The following is a 17,344-nucleotide window of genomic DNA, read 5'->3' as shown; positions in this document are numbered from 1 at the left end:
CGAAAGACGAATATGATGACTTCAACAGCATTTGAAAACAAAACGGTAATTGTAACCGGTGCCGGACAGGGCATTGGTTTTGAAATATGTAAACAGCTTGCAGCTAAAGGCGCTACAGTTTTATTGAATGATATAGATGAGGTGCTGGCCAATGGCGCAGTACAAACAATTAAAGATGCGGGTGGAAATTGTATTGCCTGTGCAGGTGATTCTGGTGATAAGGATTTTATACAAAGCATGGTCGATCTGGCTGTAAAAACCTCTGGCAGTCTGGATGTTGTGATTGCCAATGCTGGTATTACTTTATTTGGCGATTTCTTTACTTACCCTCAGGATTCTTTGTATAAGGTTTTGCATACAAACCTAGGTGGTACATTCTTTTTAGCCCAGGCGGCAGCCAATCAAATGAAAACTCAGGCTAAAGGTGGTTCTTTGTTGTTTACTTCATCGGTTACGGCACATCAGGCACATAAAGATCTGGCAGCCTACGGGATGACTAAAGCTGCGCTCGAAATGCTGGCCAAAAACCTGGTACTGGAACTTTCTCCTTTTAAGATCAATGTAAATACGATAGCGCCGGGTGCTACGCTTACCGAGCGTACCATGGATGATCCGAATTATGAGGCCGTATGGTCTAGAATTACGCCAATGGGTAGTCCGGCTAAAACGATTGATATTGCCAATGCGGCTTTGTTCCTGGTGTCGGATGGAGCAAAACACATCACCGGACAAAGTTTGGTGATTGACGGTGGTTGGAGTGCAATTAGTCCTTCGCCAAATGAATAGATTGCTGAAATTTATAATTGCCTTGCCTTTGGCCGTGTTGTTTTGCGGATCGGCTTTGGCGATAAAACCTAAGGTCTTTTGCTTTTACTACAATTGGTACCAGACCAAGGCTTTTGATGGGGCCGACCAACATTGGTCGCATTGGAGCAATGGCAATCCTACGGGCTATCCGGGTGGTGATAACATAGGGGCTAATTTTTTCCCATCATTAGGTAATTACAGCACAAATGATCCTGTTTTGGTGGCTAAGCACATGAAAATGATTGCTAAAGCAGGCATAAATGCTGTTTTTTTAACCTGGTGGGGTAAGGATCATTTTACAGCAAAGAGCATTCCGGTAATATTGGATGAGGCTAAAAAGGCTGGCGTTAAAGTCGGTTTTCAGATTGAGCCGTATGGCAACAGATCGCCTTTAACGGTTAAAGCTGACGTAAAATACATTATGGATACGTATGGCCAGCACGCTGCGTTTTACTATTCTGAGCAAAGGAAACCGCTTTTCTTTGTGTATGATTCATATTTGAGTAAGGCAGCCGAATGGTCGGATGTATTATCCCCCTCGGGCAGTTCAACCATTAGAAAAACGCCATATGACGCTGATTTTATGGGGCTTTGGGTAAATGATAACGAACATCAGTTCTTTAAAGATTCGGGATTTGATGGTTTCTACACTTATTTTGTATCTAAGGTGTTCCGCTATGGCTCTAACCCAAATAACTGGGCTAAGATGCAGGAATGGGCAGTTCAAAACAGTAAGATATTTATCCCCTGTGTAGGGCCAGGTTATATAGATGAGCGGATCCGGCCAGAGAATAGTGCCAATACGCAAAGCAGGGATAATGGCGCGTATTATGATGATTACTGGAAAAAAGCCATAACCGTGAAAAGCCCATATGTGGCCATTACTTCTTTTAACGAATGGCATGAGGGTACACAGATTGAACCAGCCAAACCGTTGCGTATTACAGGTTTTACTTACTTGGATTATAGTCCGCTGGCCGATGATTATTACATCACCAGAACCAGATATTGGACCAACCGTTTCTTAAAAAACCTTTAAGGATGAAAAAATATACTTCATTATTGTTAGCAGGATTTGTTTTAGTAACCGGGGTTAGTGTAGCTCAGGATAAGCTCAGCAGGGCAAAATCTGAAACGATAGGTGGGTTTATTGGCGAAAGGTTGTCTAACTCTTATAAAAACAGGGTTTTGCTTCAGGATGCAGGCGCGTTAATTGAGCCCTTTAAACATAGAAACGAGACCAGTTTATGGCAAAGTGAGTTTTGGGGTAAATGGTTTACTTCTGCAGTGCTTGCCTATAGGTATAAACCAACACCTGAACTAAGGCAAAAGCTGGATGCCGCTGTTAGCGGTTTAATTGCTACACAAAGTGCTGATGGTTACATCGGTAATTACACTAAAGAAAGCAGATTAAAGCAGTGGGACATTTGGGGACGAAAGTATTGTATGCTGGGCTTGCTGGATTATTATATCCTTACCGGCGATAAAAAGAGCTTAAAGGCAGCTAAGGCTGTTGCCGATAATTTAATAGAAGATATTAAAAAGGCTGATGGCATAATTGTGACAAAGGGGAATTACCGGGGGATGGCGGCATCATCTGTACTGGAGCCTATTTGCTTGTTATATACGCAAACAAAGGACAATAAATATCTTGATTTTGCGGAAGAGATTGTTCGCCAATGGGAAACACCAGAGGGACCTCAGTTAATTTCTAAGGCTGATGTTGATGTGTCTAAACGTTTTCCGAAACCTGAAAACTGGTATTCTTTTGAACAGGGACAAAAGGCATACGAAATGATGTCGTGCTATGAGGGTTTATTGGAGTTGTACAGGCTAACGGGCAAACAGGTATATAAAACTGCGGTTGAAAAGACCTGGCAAAATATATGCGACAAAGAGATCAATATGGCAGGATCAGGTGCATCGGCTGAAATGTGGTTTGGTGGTAAAGCTTTACAGGCTGATCCTATTTTTCATTATCAGGAAACCTGCGTTACAGTAACCTGGATAAAGCTTTGTCATCAGCTTTTTAGACTAACAGGCGAAGCAAAATATGCCGATGCGGTTGAACAGAGCTATTACAACGCTTTGTTGGGTTCTACCAGTCACAATGGTTTTCATTGGGCAAAATATACGCCTTTAAGTGGATTACGCTTACCGGGCAACGGGCAGTGTGGCATGGATCTTAATTGCTGTGTGGCCAGTGGGCCAAGGGGTTTGTTTAATCTTCCGGCCCATGTGGTGATGAAAGCGGCAGATGGTTTATTTGTAAATTATTTTGTTGAAGGGAGTTATGCCCTGGCTACACCCTCTGGTAAAAATGTAACTGTTTTACAGCATACGGATTATCCGGTTACGGGCAAGATTGGTCTTACCATTAAGCTTTCAAAGCCTGAGGCCTTTAGCATGAATATTCGTATACCTGAATGGAGCAAGAAGAGTGTATTAACCGTAAACGGTGTTGCAGTTACTGAGGTGGTAAGCGGGCGGTTTGCTACCGTAAAACGAACCTGGAAAGATGGTGATGAAATGGCTTTACAACTGGATATGAGGGGCAGGGTTGAATTTATCGGAGATAAGCCTCAATATGCAACTGTACTGCGTGGGCCTATATTACTTGCCCGCGATGAGGCATTAAAAGGGCCTGCCATGGGATCGATTGTTAACCTTGCAGGTAAGACCGGATATGTTGACTTGGTGGCAGTACCTCATCCTGAGGGGAAAACGTGGTTGCAATTTAGCCTTAAGTTTTCTCCGGAGTCATATAAAGAACAGGGAGATGAGCCTGTAACTGTTGATCTATGCGATTATGCCTCTGCAGGTAATGGCAAAGAAGCAACTTATTTTAAAGCCTGGTTCCCTCAGTTGATTGATCCTAAAAAGGATCACTAAATTTTTATACTTCACATGAACAGATTAAGAACGATACTACTATTTTTTGGAATTGGCATTCCATCGCTTTTAGCGGCTCAGGATTTTTATACTCAGGAGCAGCGTGATAAATGGATGGCTAAAGCAGAAACGAATAAGCCTAAACTGACTGAACAGGAAAAAAAGCCTGTACAATTGGTTAAACTCGTGGCTGAAGATAAGGCTTTTCAGGGCTGGAAAGCTACTCCTGCAGGTTCAGTTGACCAGCTATATCAGCAAGCTTTTAAAAAACAGTCTGGTGTAGTTATTGATTTTGGGGAACATTTAACCGGGTATTATACATTTACCATGAACGAAAGCGCCAACGTATTGGATGGCCCGTTACGTTTTAAAATGACATTTGCTGAAGTGCCGGGTGAACTGGCCACACCTTTTGATCCGTACACAGGAGGTTTAACCAGGGCATGGCTGCAGGACGAAATAATTACCGTAATGGAATTGCCTGCTACAATCACTATTCCACGACGTATGGCCTTTAGATACCTTAAGATTGATCTTTTAGCTGGTTCCGGTAACTTTGATTTTAAGATAACAGATATGAGTTTTAAAGCTGTTACGGCTGTTACAAATGTACCTGTTCAATTGGCGGCAAATACAGATCCAATGATTAAAAAGATTGATGCCGTGGGGCAGGCTACTTTAAAGGAATGCATGCAGACTGTTTATGAAGATGGCCCAAAACGCGACAGGAGATTATGGATAGGGGATCTGTATCTGGAATCGTTGGCTAACAACTATTCTTTTAAAGATCATGAGCTTACCAAGCGCTGCCTCTATTTAATTGCAGGATTGAGTCGTACGGATGGGTATTTAAATGCTAATGCATTTGAAAATCCTAAGCCCCATGCGCAGGCTGGTGCGCCATTTTTGTTTGAATATTCGCTATTGTTTAATGCCGCATTGAAAGAGTATTTTATTGCAACTAAGGACAGTGAATTTGTGCTTGACTTATGGCCTGTAGCCAAAAGGCAAATGGACAACATTAGCAAGCATCTGGACCATAACGGATTGTTTAACGTTGATGCGGCTCAAAAGGACGGTTGGTGGATTTTTGTGGATTGGAGAGATGGGCTGGATAAACAGGCTTCTTTGCAGGGAATAATGATTTTTACCATGAAAGAAACATTGACGCTGGCTAAATTATTGGGTAAGGATAAGGAGGTTTCGCAATTGAAGGGGTTAATTGATAAAATGACCAAGGTGGCTAAAACCAGACTTTATGATAAGAAAACAGGGCTTTTTGTAAGTGGAACAGCTAAGCAGGTTTCGTACGCTTCGCAGGCATGGATGATAATGAGTGGGGTAGCTAGTCGGTCTGAGGGCCAGAAGGCAATGAAAGCCATTACAGAGTATGCCAGTGTGGTAAAGCCGGGCACGCCTTATCTGTACCATTATTATATTGAGGCTTTGATTAAATGTGGGTTAACACAAGAAGCCAAAGCCTCGGTTATAAATTATTGGGGCGGAATGGTAAATAAGGGAGCTGATACTTTTTGGGAGGCTTATGATCCTGATAATGACAAGCTTTCGCCATATAACTTTTTTCCCATAAACAGCTATTGTCACGCCTGGAGCTGTACGCCTGTTTATTTTATAAGAAAGCATCCGGAGATTTTTCAGGGCCCTTAATTCCTATTACATCCGGTTTCTTTCCTCATCAAGAGCATTATTCTTATGCTTGCTTTTGCGTGTAAATGTATCCTTGCCAAAGTTATACGTTAGTGCAATGCCAAATCGCTGCGTATCAGATTCATTGGTTTGAAATGAATAGGCCTGCGCCAGCGCTACCGAACGTTCCCTCGCTACCCAACTATGGAACATGTCGTCTACATTGAACCTGATACTCCCTTTGTTTTTCCAGATCTTCTTTTGAATACCCGCGTTTACCCTGTATCTGCCCGCTGTAAAGGTCTGCCCGTTTAAATCTCTGCTGGCATAATAACCGCCCAGTTCAGCGCTCCAGCCTTGTTTGAATTGAAACTGGTTGTATAGACCAATTCTTGCCACATAAGTGCTTGGATTAAGTTTCTCGCCATAGGCCATTCCATCTAATCCCATTCTGGATAATTGAGGTTCGAAATAGAGTGTCCACCATTCTGCCGGTGTTAGGGTAAGGCTGGTGTTGAGTATGATCATATAACCAAAAGCTACGTTCTCAGGTTTCCTGATAAAAACATCATTTTCTACACGTGTGGTCTGGAAAATCACGTCTGTGAATCTGTTGTAGCTGAAACCCATTCTAAGCAACTGCTTGTATTGATACTTAAGTTCATAACGCGTCTGATATTGAGGAGTTAATTGTGGATTACCTGAAGAATAGGAGTACTTGTCTTTAAAGAACACAAATGGATTCAGGTATTGATAATTTGGTCTGTTTATTCTTTTGCTGATGCTGAAGTTTAAGGTGTTTCGACCTACTGTATCAAATTTATAATTAAAGAATACGCTTGGAAATAGTTGTGTATAGTTCTTGCTAAAGCTGCTTCCCTGCACTGTTTCATTACCTAACTGCTCGCCTTTAGATTGTGTGTTTTCTAAGCGTAATCCCAATTGGATAGATAGGTATTTCCACCCTTTTTGGGCATTAATATAGGCTGAATTAATGTTCTCCCTAAATTTGAAGTGGTTTGACTGACTGTTGTCAATAATCTGTCCCTGATCAGTAATGTTATAATAATCGGATTTATTATCGTTGTTAACGAAGCTCGATTTGATACCAGCTTCGAACTTTGCATTGTTTTTCATGGTTTGCACATAGTCCGCCTTAGCGGTGTATATGTTGATTTCTGAAGGCAAATCGTAAAAGAATTTGCTATCACTTATGGACGATCCATCTGGTTGATAAAGTGAGTTGATAAGCGATTGATTGCCAGTACTGCGGTAATTTAAGTAGTTGATGTCGGCAGAGAGTTCCTTTCCTGTTGTTCCGAATTTATGCAGAAAATTGATATTAGAGCCTAAGTTGGTTCTTTTGTTATCACCAATGGTATTTCCTTTGCCGATGTTGTCGAGTTGTCCGGCATTATAATTGTCGCTGTTGTAATTAAACAGGTCATTGTTTTTATTGTCGTTCAAATTGATCTGGAAACCATAAGTTGTATTTGGAGTGGCAGCATAATCTACGCCTACATTTGTATTTAATCCGTTGCTTTTAGATACCTGATCGTTTAGCATGCCAACAGTCGAAGTAGGCGTATTGTTGTAATCAAAAAAGCTTCTTGTGATGTTGTCGATGCTATAATTTTTCTCGTAACTGTAGCCAACACTACCAAATAAATTGATCTTTTTATAGTTGTAGTTCAGATTCAAAGAATGATTATTCCTTCCGTATTCACCTTTGGAATAACCTGTAGCAAAACTTCCTATAAAACCACCTATTCTGTTTTTTTTCAATTTGATATTGATAATTGCATTTCCTGAAGCATCGTAGCGGGCAGGAGGGTTTTCCATCAGTTCTATCTTGTCTAAAAGTGATCCTGGAAGAGATTTCAGGTAAAGTGAAAGGTCTTGTCCTGACATGTAAGTAGGGCGGCCATCAATTAAGACCATAACTCCAGATCGGCCGTTTAATGTGATATCCCCATTGGAATTTACTACTATGCCGGGCGTTTTTTCGAGCACCTCTAATGTATTGCTGCTGGCGCTGCTAATCATAGCATCCACATTTACTACTGTTTTGTCTATTTCCATTTGAATTAGCGGACGCTTGGCTTTTATCATTACCTCTGCAAGTTCTGTGCTTTTAGCGGGCAGTAATATAATAACAGGTAGCACAACCCCTGCGTTATCCTCTACATGTAAGGGCGATGAATTGAACTCCTTGTAGCCTACAGCTGTTATCTTTAGTAAATAAGAACCTTTAGCGATATTGGTGAACTGAAATCTACCGTCCACATCAGTGGTTCTGGTGGTAATAACCGCAGTATCTGCGGCATTAAGCACGCGTATCGTAGCACCGCCAACTGCCAGATTTTTTGAATCTTTTACAGTTGAAGAAATGATTCCTTGTTTTACCTGCGAAAGGGCAGTAAGAGAGATCAGAGATGCGAAAAAGAATATGATATATGTTTTCATTACAAGTTGTTTTTAATTTGATTAGGTTATTGATTGATCAAATATTGCTTGTTCACGCTAGCTCCGAAAAAAAATATGTTGTAACTTGCCTGTTAGTTGATGGAAAGCTGTTTTAAGGTGTTGAACAGTTTGATAACCCGTTTTTAAGATTCTGTCAATGATTTTGGCCTGTTCGTCAGTAAATATTTATTAGCCCAATGAACTTATCCAAATTTGTAGCCTATGAATAATGTAGGAACAAATAGAAATATTATGAGTGAGATAAAATTTAAACCGTTGATTGGCTTCTTTGGGCAGCCGCTCTATATCATCTTATCTCTTATTATTTCGATTCCTATCTTTTTGGTAATAGAAACATATGTGAGATCTGTTGGGGTACTTGAAGATGAAGCGGTAGCCTTTGCCGGAACTGTATTCTTTTTCATCGGGCTTTTTACGGGTAGGTTTGTTGCCCAGATCTGGACTGCGCGGTTGAAAGTTCTTCCACAGACGATTTCTTTTGGATTATTTATCCTGATTATAGTTTGTATAGGCTTGCTGTTTTTTCATGCTGATTTCCCGCTGCGGGGAAGAACCGCTATTAATTTATTGCTATCCTGGGTTCCATTTATGCTGATCAGCCTGGCACTCGGTGCATTGATCAAGATCGTTCACGCGATTTCTGAAAATCAATTGAGAGATGCCAAAACAATGGCTGCTCATAGTAAAAGTGAGTTACACTTATTGCAATCGCAGTTAAGTCCTCATTTTCTATTTAATACCTTGAATAACATGTATGGGCTTTCGATTACGGACCATGAGAAAATACCTGCGTTGCTGCTCAAACTATCAGAATTATTGCGCTATTCGGTTTATGATGCTACTGAAATATATGTGCCATTAAAGGATGAGGTTACCTACATTAATAATTACATAGACTTTGAAAAGATTAGGATAGGCGATAGGTTGGTGCTAACTACTGAAATTGAAGAGGTAATTGTACCTGAAATAAAAATAGCCCCGATGTTGTTAATTGTGTTTATAGAAAATGCCTTTAAACACTCTAAAAATACGGTTGATGAGAAAATTTTTATAGATATAAAACTAAAAACCTGGGGTAATTCTATTCTTTTTTCGGTAAAGAATTCATATGGTAAGGAAGAAAATATTCAGCCTACGCTTAACAAAAACAGCGGTTTTGGTTTGGATAATGTAAGCAAGCGGTTAAGCTTGCTCTATACCGGTGAACATGAATTGAACATTAAAAAGGATAATTCATTTTACAATGTTATCTTACATTTAAAAATGAAATAATGGACCAAGTAAGTTGCCTTATTGTTGATGACGAGCCGATTGCACGGGATATTATAAAGAGCTATTGCAGCCATTTGGATTATTTGAATGTTGTGGCATCGTGCGGGAATGCGCTTGAAGCAAAGGCGGTGCTGCAGAAACAAAAGATCGATATTCTTTTCCTGGATATCAACATGCCGATAATGGATGGAATTTCATTTGTAAAAACAATGAAAGATAAGCCTCAGATTATATTTACAACTGCCTACAAGGAGTTTGCTGTTGATGCATTTGATTTGGCAGCTTGCGATTACCTGTTAAAACCCTTCTCCTTTGATCGTTTTATTATTGCTGTAGATAAAGCATTAGAGAAATTAGATCCTAAAGCAACTGTGCAGGTAAATGAAGTTTCTGGCTCTGATAATGAAGACTTTATCTTTATTAAAACCGACGGTAAGATCTATAAGATCCGATATGAAGAGTTGCTTTATGCCGAAGCGCAAGGCAATTATACCAAAATCATAACTACCAGTAATTTGCTATTGCCTAAAATGCCTTTCTCGAGCTTTGAAGAGCTATTGCCTAAGGCGCTTTTTCTAAGAACCCATCGTTCATTTATTATTAATAAATCTAAAATTGGCCATATAGAGGGCAATCGAATATTTATTAATAACAATGAAATCCCGATAGGAAGTAACCACAAAGATCAATTGTTAAAAGATCTCGGCTTTTCTTAAAATCTGATTACGCTGCCGCAATCTCTTCTTTTCTGGTGAGCTTAAAGATTACAAACATCACCATTCCGGATATAACTGCCAGTAGCAAGTAGCTGGAATTTAAATTGTGCTCGTCTTTTGCCGGTAAGAATGAGATGACACTATAGCTTAGAAACGACACGATCACATAAGTAACGCCGCCGGTTAATCCACTGGCAATACCTGCGTTTTTCGGAAATCTGCCCAGACAAAAAGTAAAGTAATTATTGAAGATATAGCCTGCTGTAACGTGAATTAAAAAGGCAAAGAATATGAGCGTATAGATGCTGGATATGAACTGAATGCTGATAAGCATGAGCAATACAAACAATATTTGCAGCCCAAGGTTCACAATCATTTTCTTTAGAAACGGCTTGTTTATGGTTGCTTTACCTATAAACCCACCAACCATCCACGCGAAACCAAGAATAAGGGAGCTATAGCCGGCAACAACCGGTGAAAAATGAAGGTGGTGTTCTATGATAAATGGACCTGTCATGTTATAGATCATTACCATTGAATAGGCAAGACCCAGCATCACTATACCCAAACTGAAGCTTGGGGTTTTAATCATTTTAAGATAGATATTGCCTATGTTGCTTAATGAGAATTTAGAAAAACGGGTCAGGCTCTCGCCACTGTAAATGAATTCGAGTATGGCAAGTATGATTGCTAAACCAGCAAGGAAGTAAAAGTTAGACTCCCAGCCAAATACAGTTTGTAAATAACCACCTAAAAATGGTGCTACTATGGGGCCTGTAGACCAAATGATAGAGAATAGGCTTAAATAGTGTTTAAGCTTATCGCCTTCAAAAATATCGACAAAAAATGCGCGCTTACCTACAATGATGGTTCCTACAGTAAATCCATGAATGATTCGCATGAGGTAAATGATGTAGATGTTATGGGTGTTTGCAATTACGATGCTTGCTGCCGCAAATACCAGTAAACAGATAAGGCTAAGTTTATACCTGCCAAAACTGTCTAATACGCTGCCTATAAAGAGTTGTGAAATTCCATAACTGATTAGGAATAAGCTAAGTGTTAATTGTACTTGTAAACTGCTTACATTCATGGTTGTAGCCATGGTAGGTAAGGAAGGGATATAGATGTCTGTTGCGAAGCCGGATAAGGGTAGTAGGGCAAAAGCAAGGACAGTTGAAATGCCCTTATTGTGTTCTTTTAATGGTTTTGATGCTGTCAATTGATAAATGTTTTGAGCAGCCAAAGTTACCCTTATAAAGGTTTTTAGCCCGTATTTTTAGAACACGGCAATGTAATAAATAAACTATTTCAAAGTAAAAATTTTACTTAAACAGTTGCCCGGCGCCACTTTTAACATAAAATTCTTTATAGTTTTTTATGTTAAGCATATCGTTTACGGCTTGGTTTTTATCGGTACTTTTGTTGTAGTAAGCTTTGCAGATCTGATACCCAACCCAATAGCCCAGATCAGCAGGTTTATCTGCAGTTTCCTGATCGGAATTTGCGATCCAATTGCGAGACTTCTCGAAATACATCTCTTTCTCGAAATCTGCCCAGATCTGCTTCTCTTTACCTTTAGCCCAGATATGCAGACGGTCATTAGCCGTTTTACCTGATATGAGTTCGCCAATAAAATCGGCCATACCCTCGGTAAGCGCACCGGCCAGGAGTGTGGTGTCGCCAGCAAGGCCATCCTGGTTAAAATGGATGAGCTCGTGGGCAATCAGGTTTGGTAAGGATTTTAGGTTTGTGAAGTTGTTTTGCTGCCATAAGTTTAGCTCTTTAACGGGAACTTCTTCTGTGCGGGCGGATTGATCCAAACCGATTAATAGGCCGGCATCGGTACTGGTTCCACCTGAATTAAACGCGCCAATAACGAAGTAAATATCTGGAAACTGAGCCTTGTTGTAGATTTGCTTGAACTTAACAAAGCTTTGTATCATTTGAGGCTTTTGCAGATCTACGGCGTAAGTGTTTTTACGCACAGCAGCATAAAATTGTGGTTTGGTGTTTACAGATTTTACAAAATTCTTCAGGTTTCTGATTTTATACCCCAGATAATCCTGAAGGCCATTTGAGGCAGGTTCTACATAGTATTTCTTATAGAGGTTGATGGCGTTGGCGGTATCTTTTTTAGCCAGGTCGTATGCCTTCCAAAAGTTCTTTACATCGCTGGTGATCAGCTTAGCCCTGTATGGATCTGAGGTACTATTTTTAACTGTCTTAATGCTATTTAAGACTTTAGACCAGCCTGGTAATGAACGTAAGGATTCGAGATCAGTGTCATTTTTAATAAGATCTACTTTTTTATAGCCACTATTTACAGCATTTGTAAGTAAAACAAGGGCGCTATCTTTTTGACCACTTAAAGCATAACAACATGCAGCATTATAGTAGTTATTTATTTTAAGCACTCTAAATTCGGCTTGCTGTGTTGCTTTTAGGTAATACTTACCTGCTTCTTTAAAGTTTTTCGCTTTGTAAAGACTATCGGCTATTTTTTCTGGTCTCACCTGCGCAACTGTTGCCGTGCTGGCTAGCAAAAATAGGATTAAGAGTTGTTTGAATTTAAGCATGCGTTAATGTGTAAGTAAAAGTATTTGGCTAAAATAGAAAAAACTAATTGCTTTATTATCTTTGCGACAGCTCCGCTACTTATGTTATTATTCAAAGAAATTGCACGCACTTATAAACTTTCTTTTACTGGCTTAAGCCGCGAAACCTGGATCTTGAGCGTTGTTATGCTCATCAATCGAAGTGGATACATGGCGGTACCTTTTATGGGCTTGTTTGTAACGCAATCGCTCCACAGACCGGCTTCCGATGCAGGATTAATCATCACTCTTTTTGGCGTCGGCTCTATAATGGGATCAGCAGCAGGTGGTAAGCTTACAGATGTAATTGGGTTTAGACCAGTTCAAATCGTAGCCTCTATTGTTAGTGGTATTTTCTTTCTGTTTTTTGCAAATATTACTCACTTCCATACCCTATGCGTGCTTGCTGTTGTGATCAGTTTCTTTTCAGAGGCTTTTCGCCCTGCGAACTTTGTAGCCATAGCGGCCTATGCGAAGCCTGAATTGCAGACCCGCTCTTATTCTTTAAACCGACTTGCGGTGAATATGGGATGGGCAGTAGGTGTAAGTATGGGTGGTTTAATTGCGTCTTACGATTACAGATTGTTGTTTTATGTTGACGGTTCGGTAAGTATTATTGCTGGGCTAGGCATCTTATGGTTTCTTCCAAAAATTAAAGACTACAGAAAGGCTTTAAAGGAAAAAGTTAAGGGAATTGTGGTGCGTAAGCCCTGGGAAGATACAGTATTTATCAGATTCCTGCTGTTAACCGCTGTTTTTATCATCTGCTCTTTTCTGATGTTTAGGGTAGTTCCGGTATTTTATAAAGAAATTTGGAAGATAGGCGAGTTCGAGATAGGCTTGATATTAGGCCTAAACGGGATTATTATTGCACTGTTTGAAATGGTGATGATCCATAAGATTGAGCATAAAAGGCCTCCTATTTTTTTTATAGTAGCAGGTGCGTTGTTAGTTGCATGTTCATTCGCTGTTCTTTTGCTTCCTTTTGGAAGTCCTATTGTATTGGGTACCTTATGTATCGTTTTCTTCACCTTTGGTGAAATGTTTGCCTTGCCTTTTATCAATACCTTTGTAATGAGCAGGGCAAATGAGTTTAATAGGGGTCAGTACGCAGCCGGATACATGCTTTGCTGGTCGATAGCGCAGGTTGTTGGTCCTATTGCCGGGTTTTTTATTGCAGAAAGATATGGTTACAACACGCTTTGGATAGTGATTACGATTTTGTTGCTGATCTCGGCCTACATGTACAGACTGATGAAGCAGGATTAATCAATAATTTATTAATTTCGTAAAGTTTTCGAAATCAGATGTGGAAGTTCTCCTGAGGTGATAACCGTAAAAACAAAGAAATATAGTGGAGGATATCAGCATAGTGCAAAAGGAAGTTGGCTTAAAGTACCTATTCCTTACTTTTCTAAAAATAGGATGTATTTCTTTTGGTGGACATATGGCTTTAATAGCGGTTGTTCAAAAGGAAATGATTGAAAAGGACAGAACGCTGAGTCAGGAAAATTTATTAAACGCCATTAGTATTGCCAGTTTGTTGCCAGGGCCATTGGCGGTAAATGTGGTGTCGTATATTGGTTATCATCTGCACAAGAAAAATGGTTTGCTGGTGAGCATGCTGGGTATTCTGCTTCCGGCTTGTATATTGATGTTTGTGCTGTCGTGGTGTTATTTTAATTACATCCATGTTAAGGATCTTTCCGGTATAATGGCCTATACAGTAGCAGCTGTAAGCGCTATTATCTTAACTACTGGTTTAAATATATTTTTAAAGGAGGTAAAAGGGCATACAGGTAAAATTGCATTGTGTTTAATATCTATATTGCTGCTTTATTTTATTAAAGGCTACCTAATCATTCTATTATTGATACTAATCGGGGGCTTAATTGGTGTTTATTTTAAACTGGCCAATTTAACTGATAAAGGAGGACCGAAATTTACCTGGGAGCGTTTGAGCAATGGTGCTAGAATGGGCTTATCATCGCTGTTGATACTATATGCTGCCTTTATTTCTGGGTTATACCGATACACAGACCTGATGCTTCTTAAAATTGCCTCTGTGTTTTCAGGTATCAGTCTATCGCTTTTCGGCGGAGGATATGTAATGATCCCGATTATGCAGTCGCTTTTTGTAACTGAATTGAAGTGGCTGAGCAATCAGGAATTTATAGATAGTATTGCTTTTAGCCAGCTAACACCAGGGCCAATTCTGGTGAGTGCATTTTTTACAGGTTATAAATTGGCTGGTGTAGCAGGAGCGACATTGGCAACAATCGCTATTTTTGTACCTTCTTCTATTTTAATGATCATTGTTTCAAAGATATTTAAGAACAACGCCGACTCAACAGTGATGAAAAATGCATTGGCAGGAATAAAACCTGTTGTAGTGGGTATGATTATCGCTTCGGGCATAAAGCTCTTTTTCTCAGTGGATTCCACACCAATTAATGTTGCATTATTTGTGATTGCATTTATTTTAAGTTTCAGATTTAAATTTAATCCTGTATACTTAATCATTATTTCTTTACTAATAGGGACTGCAGTACACTTTATGGGATAGCTGCTGAATTAATTTTAACTAACAAGAATGACCAATACCGGTATACAAATTATAGGAACACAACGTTCTGGATCTAATCTTTTAAGGGTAATTCTGGACCAGTCAGCTGAAATAGCATCGCCGCATCCGCCTCATATTTTAGTGGTTTTTATGCCGCTTTTACATCTGTATGGTAAGCTCAACAGCGATTCTTACAAAATACTCGTTAATGATGTGGTGGCTTATGTAAATGCCAATCCGGTACCATGGGAAGGGGTGCTACTGAATGCCGACGAGATTTATGAAAAATCGACACGGTACGATCTATTAGAGATAAACAGGTTGGTATATGAACTGGCTGCCATTAGTAAAGGGGCCAAGTATTGGTGCTGCAAAAGCATGGCTAACGTTCATTACGCAACAGAAATGGAAGATTTTGGACTAAATCTCAAATACATTTACCTGTGCAGGGATGGGAGAGATGTAGCCTGTTCTTTTAAGAAAGCTATTGTTGGCGAAAAACACATCTACCATCTTGCCAGGCAATGGAGCGAAGATCAGGCTGCTTGTTTGAAATTAAGGGCAAGCTTACCGGCGGAGCGCTTTTTTGCGTTGAATTATGAAACATTGATTACACAACCAGAAAAAGAGATTAAGAAATTGTGCCTTTATCTGGATATCGCCTATCATCCTGATATGCTAAAGTTCTATGATTCCAAAACTTCTAAACTTACAGCAGCAGCAGGCGAGATGTGGAGCAATCTGGAAAGGCCCATCATTAGTAACAATACCGGTAAATTTTTAAACGAGTTTAAGGGGGATGATCTGGAGATCTTTGAATTGGTTGCCGGGGATGTATTGAGGGAATTGGATTACGAGCTGGTTATTCAAAATGCTGATGTAAGGTTAATTGACGCCAATCATATCGCAGCTTATGATAAGGAAAACGCAGTTTTAAAGAAAGAAGCTTTATTAACTGCCAGACAAAGTGATTTAGACAACAGAGAAGGACAGGCCAAAATCCTTAAAGAAATTAAAGAAAGAGCGGCAATAATTTTACCTTAAGCAATGAACATTACAGATATACAGCCCCTAATTGATATCGCCATTAAAGCCGGAGAAGCTATTTTGGAGGTTTATAACGGAACACAGGAAGATTTTGGAATTACCAGGAAAGAAGACAATTCCCCCTTGACTGTTGCCGATCGTGTTTCGCATGACATCATTGTTGAAGGCTTAAGTAAGCTTTATCCTGAAATACCAATATTATCTGAAGAAGGTACTGATATTGAATATGCGGTTAGAAAAGAATGGAAGCAATATTGGTGTGTTGATCCGCTGGATGGCACCAAAGAGTTCATCAGCAGGAATGGTCAGTTTACCGTTAACATTGCGTTTATGGAACACAATAAGCCTGTAATTGGGGTAATTTACAGCCCTGTACTGAACGTGGTTTATTATGGAATTGTAGGAAAAGGAAGTTGGAAAATGACACCCGGTGAAGCCCCTGAAGCCATCAGTGTAGATCAGAAAACCAGTGAATGGATTGCTATAGGTAGTCGCTCTCATGCAGATGAGGATGAGGAAAATATCTTAAAAAAATATCCTGTAGTCAGTAAGCTTTCCATCGGTAGTTCATTAAAGTTCTGTTTAGTGGCAGAGGGTAAAGCGCAAATCTATTACAGAAAAGGACCAACCATGGAATGGGATACTGCCGCCGGACAGGCCATAGCGGTAAGTAGTGGTGCAATTATGGTTAATGCAGATTTTGAAGAATTTGTTTACAATAAACCATCGTTGCTAAATCCGGGGTTTTATTGTAAAGTAAGTTAAGCGTTAACGGCTATTTTGTTTTTTACTGCATGGTATAACTCAGCACAGCATTGTTGAGCGGTAAAATTATCGGTATGAAGGATTAAATCTGGTGCTGTTGGTCTTTCAAAGGCTGAGCTTACGCCTGTAAAGTTCTTTAATGTGTTGTTGTGTGCTTGTTCGTATAGGCCTTTAACATCTCTTTGCTCGCAAATATCCAGCGGACAATCGATAAACACTTCGAAATACATATCGCCCAGAATGTTTTTGGCTATTGCTCTATGGCTATTTAAAGGCGTGATAAACGAACAGATAACAATTACTCCGTTGGATGCGATTATTTTTGCTGTTTCGGCAGCGCGTCGGATATTTTCGGCCCTGTCATCCATGCTAAAGCCCAGGTTATAATTTAGCCCTTTTCTCATTTCATCCCCATCAAGTTTCATAGAAAAGAAGCCGGATTCATTTAATTGCTCCTCAAACAGATTCGATATTGTACTTTTTCCTGCTCCAGACAGCCCCATAAGCCATATCACAAGGCCCTTTTGATGTGGTAATTTCATCAAACG

Annotated in this window: 14 protein-coding genes; 10 read left to right on the top strand and 4 right to left on the bottom strand. The window is 39.8% G+C overall.

Annotation, left to right across the window (positions count from 1 at the left end; all coding sequences use genetic code 11):
• Positions 1-12 precede the first annotated feature (12 nt).
• From N824_RS13885 to N824_RS13870, 4 genes are read left to right on the top strand one after another with little or no spacing between them, the layout of a single operon-like run.
• The gene (locus N824_RS13885) at positions 13-786 is read left to right on the top strand and encodes an SDR family NAD(P)-dependent oxidoreductase (protein ID WP_200869879.1); all 774 of its coding nucleotides are present in this window, start codon (positions 13-15) and stop codon (positions 784-786) included.
• A 1-nt stretch (position 787) separates the two neighbouring features.
• Complete coding sequence (locus N824_RS13880) at positions 788-1,846, top strand: glycoside hydrolase family 99 protein (protein WP_235207120.1); 1,059 nt, start codon at positions 788-790, stop codon at positions 1,844-1,846.
• A 2-nt stretch (positions 1,847-1,848) separates the two neighbouring features.
• The gene (locus N824_RS13875; RefSeq protein ID WP_048905723.1) at positions 1,849-3,699 is read left to right on the top strand and encodes a glycoside hydrolase family 127 protein; all 1,851 of its coding nucleotides are present in this window, start codon (positions 1,849-1,851) and stop codon (positions 3,697-3,699) included.
• 15 nt (positions 3,700-3,714) lie between these two features.
• Positions 3,715-5,367 (top strand): family 78 glycoside hydrolase catalytic domain, encoded by a 1,653-nt coding sequence (locus N824_RS13870; RefSeq protein WP_048905722.1) that lies wholly within the window; start codon positions 3,715-3,717, stop codon positions 5,365-5,367.
• 6 nt (positions 5,368-5,373) lie between these two features.
• Here the strand turns inward: N824_RS13870 and N824_RS13865 are convergent, their stop codons facing one another.
• Positions 5,374-7,812: a TonB-dependent receptor gene (locus tag N824_RS13865; protein WP_048905721.1), complete on the bottom strand. Its 2,439-nt coding sequence runs from the start codon at positions 7,810-7,812 to the stop codon at positions 5,374-5,376.
• Positions 7,813-8,064: 252 nt separating this feature from the next.
• On the opposite strand from N824_RS13865, the gene N824_RS13860 reads away from it, so the two are divergent.
• The gene (locus N824_RS13860; RefSeq protein ID WP_161662318.1) at positions 8,065-9,105 is read left to right on the top strand and encodes a sensor histidine kinase; all 1,041 of its coding nucleotides are present in this window, start codon (positions 8,065-8,067) and stop codon (positions 9,103-9,105) included.
• Positions 9,105-9,821, top strand: coding sequence for a LytTR family DNA-binding domain-containing protein (locus N824_RS13855; protein ID WP_048905719.1), 717 nt, complete (start codon positions 9,105-9,107; stop codon positions 9,819-9,821). The genes N824_RS13860 and N824_RS13855 overlap by 1 nt, the downstream gene beginning before the upstream one ends.
• Before the next feature lie 7 nt (positions 9,822-9,828).
• Here the strand turns inward: N824_RS13855 and N824_RS13850 are convergent, their stop codons facing one another.
• Both N824_RS13850 and N824_RS13845 read right to left on the bottom strand, forming a co-directional pair.
• Positions 9,829-11,043, bottom strand: coding sequence for an MFS transporter (locus N824_RS13850; protein WP_048905791.1), 1,215 nt, complete (start codon positions 11,041-11,043; stop codon positions 9,829-9,831).
• Positions 11,044-11,146: 103 nt separating this feature from the next.
• Complete coding sequence (locus N824_RS13845; protein ID WP_048905718.1) at positions 11,147-12,400, bottom strand: DUF2268 domain-containing putative Zn-dependent protease; 1,254 nt, start codon at positions 12,398-12,400, stop codon at positions 11,147-11,149.
• A gap of 81 nt (positions 12,401-12,481) precedes the next feature.
• Between N824_RS13845 and N824_RS13840 the strand changes: the two genes are divergently transcribed.
• The 4 genes from N824_RS13840 to cysQ all read left to right on the top strand — a co-directional run bounded on the left by N824_RS13840 (position 12,482) and on the right by cysQ (position 16,796).
• Positions 12,482-13,687: an MFS transporter gene (locus tag N824_RS13840; RefSeq protein WP_048905717.1), complete on the top strand. Its 1,206-nt coding sequence runs from the start codon at positions 12,482-12,484 to the stop codon at positions 13,685-13,687.
• An 85-nt stretch (positions 13,688-13,772) separates the two neighbouring features.
• A complete protein-coding gene (gene chrA / locus N824_RS13835) occupies positions 13,773-14,984 on the top strand; it encodes a chromate efflux transporter (protein WP_161662317.1) in 1,212 nt (403 codons plus the stop codon).
• 27 nt (positions 14,985-15,011) lie between these two features.
• Positions 15,012-16,028 carry a sulfotransferase gene (locus N824_RS13830; protein ID WP_048905715.1) on the top strand — a complete coding sequence of 339 codons (1,017 nt, stop codon included), beginning with the start codon at positions 15,012-15,014 and terminating at the stop codon, positions 16,026-16,028.
• A 3-nt stretch (positions 16,029-16,031) separates the two neighbouring features.
• Positions 16,032-16,796, top strand: a complete 765-nt coding sequence (gene cysQ, locus N824_RS13825; RefSeq protein ID WP_048905714.1) for a 3'(2'),5'-bisphosphate nucleotidase CysQ — start codon at positions 16,032-16,034, stop codon at positions 16,794-16,796.
• Here the strand turns inward: cysQ and cysC are convergent.
• On the bottom strand, positions 16,793-17,338 hold the full coding sequence (cysC, locus tag N824_RS13820) for an adenylyl-sulfate kinase (protein WP_048905713.1): 546 nt from the start codon (positions 17,336-17,338) through the stop codon (positions 16,793-16,795). The genes cysQ and cysC overlap by 4 nt on opposite strands.
• Positions 17,339-17,344 lie beyond the last annotated feature (6 nt).

Origin of the sequence: Pedobacter sp. V48, from assembly GCF_000523515.1 — a bacterium.
In the GTDB taxonomy this organism is placed as follows: Bacteria; Bacteroidota; Bacteroidia; order Sphingobacteriales; family Sphingobacteriaceae; genus Pedobacter.
This window is presented reverse-complemented; position numbering and strand designations above follow the sequence as displayed.

Bases quoted from the DNA above. Each gene is read 5' to 3' on its own strand.
- N824_RS13885 (WP_200869879.1), top strand. From the start codon at position 13: ATGATGACTTCAACAGCATTTGAAAACAAAACGGTAATTGTAACCGGT.
- N824_RS13875 (WP_048905723.1), top strand. From the start codon at position 1,849: ATGAAAAAATATACTTCATTATTGTTAGCAGGATTTGTTTTAGTAACC.
- N824_RS13870 (WP_048905722.1), top strand. From the start codon at position 3,715: ATGAACAGATTAAGAACGATACTACTATTTTTTGGAATTGGCATTCCA.
- N824_RS13865 (WP_048905721.1), bottom strand. From the start codon at position 7,812: ATGAAAACATATATCATATTCTTTTTCGCATCTCTGATCTCTCTTACT.
- N824_RS13860 (WP_161662318.1), top strand. From the start codon at position 8,065: ATGAGTGAGATAAAATTTAAACCGTTGATTGGCTTCTTTGGGCAGCCG.
- N824_RS13855 (WP_048905719.1), top strand. From the start codon at position 9,105: ATGGACCAAGTAAGTTGCCTTATTGTTGATGACGAGCCGATTGCACGG.
- N824_RS13845 (WP_048905718.1), bottom strand. From the start codon at position 12,400: ATGCTTAAATTCAAACAACTCTTAATCCTATTTTTGCTAGCCAGCACG.
- N824_RS13840 (WP_048905717.1), top strand. From the start codon at position 12,482: ATGTTATTATTCAAAGAAATTGCACGCACTTATAAACTTTCTTTTACT.
- N824_RS13830 (WP_048905715.1), top strand. From the start codon at position 15,012: ATGACCAATACCGGTATACAAATTATAGGAACACAACGTTCTGGATCT.
- cysQ (WP_048905714.1), top strand. From the start codon at position 16,032: ATGAACATTACAGATATACAGCCCCTAATTGATATCGCCATTAAAGCC.
- cysC (WP_048905713.1), bottom strand. From the start codon at position 17,338: ATGAAATTACCACATCAAAAGGGCCTTGTGATATGGCTTATGGGGCTG.